This window comes from Limnospira sp. PMC 1279.21, assembly GCF_032349615.1.
Taxonomy (GTDB): Bacteria; Cyanobacteriota; Cyanobacteriia; order Cyanobacteriales; family Microcoleaceae; genus Limnospira; species Limnospira fusiformis.
The window spans coordinates 41,493-44,656 of sequence record NZ_JARPLU010000020.1 but is presented as its reverse complement, the minus strand read 5'-3'; the positions used below and the strand labels follow the sequence as shown (position 1 = coordinate 44,656).

Genomic DNA, 3,164 nt, shown 5'->3' with positions numbered 1-3,164 from the left:
ATATTCATTATTGAGTTGCGAATCTTTTGGGGTATTGTACCTTATTGTCCTAAGATGTAAAGCAAATCTTGGATTAAATTCTGGCTCTGTCTAACCTCCCTCAAGGCTAACATCACAAAAAAAGCGATCGCCCTTCGCTCAATTTTACAGCGATCGCTAGGTTTATGAAAAACAACCAGTTACTTCTATTATAATACCAACATCAACACAAGTCAACAATTCTTTCCCATTTAGCTGTAATTAAACTCGGTCTGATGCTCATTGAAACAAATGCCTTTACCAACTGGTTTATTAAATGCTGCTACTGTAAAAATTCAAGACTGAACAAGCTGTAATTAATGTTATAGGGAGGAACGCTATCAAAATTATTTAATCCCCGCGAGGATGATTAAACACCAAGGCTAGACCAATTTAACAGGGGGTTCTGTAAAAATAATGGGAATTTTGATAAAGATTGTGTAAAATGATAGCATCCTAATCTAGGCTCGTAACTGCGACCCGTGGGGACTAAGTTAACCCAGATTAGTGGTCAGGGAATTTGCATCAACGGTTGGGAAACCCATCAGCAACCTCTAGGAACTCTAGTTATGTCTGAACCGCTGATTTCTGCGATCATTTGTACCCATAATCGAGCCAACTACTTAGGGGCGGCGATCGATAGCTTGCTAGACCAGGAATTTGATGAGTTTGAGGTGATAGTGGTAGATAATGCTTCGAGCGATCGCACCCGTGAAATAGTCGAAAGCAAACTCGATCACCCTAAACTCGGTTATGTCTACGAGCCGATCACAGGTCTGTCCGTCGCCCGCAATACCGGAGCCAAAACCGCCCAGGCTCAAATTTTAGCTTACCTAGACGATGATGCCGTCGCTAGTCGCCAATGGCTAAGGGTACTCTACAGAGCGTATCAAGACAACCATAAACTAGCCGTAGCAGGAGGTCGCGTTACCTTAATTTGGCCAGAAGGCATCACCCCACCCCCATGGCTATCCCCCGGTTTAGCCGAAAACTTAGGAGCATATAACCTGGGAGATGATATCCTTTATATCACTAATCCCGGCTTAACCCCCAGAGGACTAAACTACTCTATCCGCCGCACCTTTCTTGACCAAATTGGAGGCTTTGACCCTAATCTAGGTAGAGTGGGAAAACGGCTGCTTTCTAACGAAGAACTGGTGATGACAGAAGAAGCTCTCAACCGAGGCTGGGAGGTGGCTTATATTCCCGATGCTTTGGTGGCTCATAATGTCGCTCCGGAAAGAGTTAAGCGCAGTTGGTTCATGGAGAGAGGCTGGTGGCAGGGAATTAGTGAGTGTTACCGTGAACAACTGTCAGGACGCGCCAACTGGGGACAATTAGGGCGGGGCGGCGAGAATATGGTCAGAGGACTTTACAAATCCCTAAAGTATTTTAACGATCCAGCTACCCGATTTGATAATTTGGTTTATGCTTATGGTCAAATTGGCTATTTAGGAGCGGCGATCGCTGGTTTGTTAAACATCAACAACACAGCCACCAAACCCAAAACATGAGAAATCACCTATCTTAATGGTCTACTTATCAACATTGTGTTATGAGCATTACTGCATCCAAAATTCCCGTTTCCGTGCTAATTCCTGCCAAAAATGAACAGGAAAACCTCCCCGCTTGTCTAGCTAGTGTGGCTGTGGCTGATGAAATTTTGGTGGTCGATTCTCAAAGTAGCGATCGCACTGTGGAAATTTCCGAGAGTCTGGGAGCTAAAGTTGTACAATTCCACTTCAATGGTCAATGGCCGAAAAAGAAAAACTGGTCCTTAGAAAACCTCCCCTTTCGTAATGAATGGGTGCTAATTGTGGACTGTGACGAACGCATCACCCCCGAATCTTGGCAAGAAATTGCCCAAAAAATCCAAGACCCGGAATATTCTGGCTATTACATTAATCGTCGGGTATTCTTCCTGGGGAAATGGATTCGCCACGGCGGTAAATATCCCGACTGGAACCTGCGTCTATTCAAGCATAAACTAGGTCGCTACGAAAATCTAAACACGGAGAATGTCCGCAATACCGGAGATAACGAAGTACACGAGCACGTAGTTATCTCGGAAGGAAAAGTCGGTTATCTTCAAGAAGATATGCTTCATGAGGATTTCCGGGATTTGTTCCACTGGATAGAACGCCATAACCGTTATTCTAACTGGGAAGCACGGGTTTACTACAATATCCTCACGGGTCAGGACGATAGTAAAACCATTGGGGCTGATTTATTTGGAGATGCAGTCCAGCGGAAACGCTTTTTAAAAACTATTTGGGTCCGACTGCCCTTTAAGCCTCTGTTGCGATTTATCCTATTCTATATTATCCAACTGGGTTTTTTGGATGGTCGCGCTGGCTATATTTATGGCCGACTATTGAGCCAATATGAATATCAAATTGGGGTGAAACTGTACGAATTGCGTCAATTTGGTGGTCAGTTGAATGTGGCTAAAACCACCACAAACACGGTCACGCCTCAGTCTGTACCTCAAACAGTGGAAAAATGACGAAAACCGACACATCGACAGAAGCCTGGGTTGATCTGCGAAAGTATGATCAATCTGGGTTTGACCGGGGGAAGCCAGGATGGTTTATTTTGCTGTGGTGGCTGGTTCAGGCGATCGCCTTTCCCCTCACTCCTCACCCGTTTAATAACATTCGCTGTGGGATTTTGCGACTGTTTGGGGCCAAAATTGGTCAAGGGGTAATTATTCGACCTACCGCTAGGTTTACTTACCCCTGGAAAGTGGCGATCGGTGATTATAGTTGGATTGGTGATGATGTGGTACTTTATAGCCTAGACCGTATCGAAATCGGTGAGCATTGCGTGATTTCTCAAAAGTCCTATTTGTGTACCGGAAGCCACGATATCCATGACCCCGCTTTTGGTCTACAAACCGCCTCAATCGCGATCGCCCCTGGGGTGTGGGTGGCTACAGATTGCTTTATCGGACCGGGTGTGGCGATCGGTGCTAATACAGTTGTCGGCGCTAGATCCAGCGTCTTCAGTGACCTACCAGCAGCCCAAATTTGCTTAGGAACCCCCTGTCGTCCCCATTCCCCCCGAAATCTCATAATTAACAATTAATAATTAATAATTAATAATTAATAATTATGGGGGCGGGTTCTGTTAGTTGATCGCCTTCC

General features: G+C 45.2%; 3 protein-coding genes. All 3 read left to right on the top strand.

Annotated features, from left to right (window positions below):
* Positions 1-587 precede the first annotated feature (587 nt).
* From P5683_RS05240 to hpsU, 3 genes are read left to right on the top strand one after another with little or no spacing between them, the layout of a single operon-like run.
* Positions 588-1,532 carry a glycosyltransferase family 2 protein gene (locus P5683_RS05240; protein WP_174447157.1) on the top strand — a complete coding sequence of 315 codons (945 nt, stop codon included), beginning with the start codon at positions 588-590 and terminating at the stop codon, positions 1,530-1,532.
* A gap of 41 nt (positions 1,533-1,573) precedes the next feature.
* Positions 1,574-2,524 carry a glycosyltransferase family 2 protein gene (locus P5683_RS05235; protein ID WP_006620802.1) on the top strand — a complete coding sequence of 317 codons (951 nt, stop codon included), beginning with the start codon at positions 1,574-1,576 and terminating at the stop codon, positions 2,522-2,524.
* Entirely contained in the window at positions 2,521-3,105 is a 585-nt protein-coding gene (hpsU, locus tag P5683_RS05230; RefSeq protein WP_006620803.1) for a hormogonium polysaccharide biosynthesis acetyltransferase HpsU, read from the top strand. Before P5683_RS05235 ends, hpsU begins: the two co-directional genes overlap by 4 nt.
* The last annotated feature ends 59 nt before the right edge of the window (positions 3,106-3,164 follow it).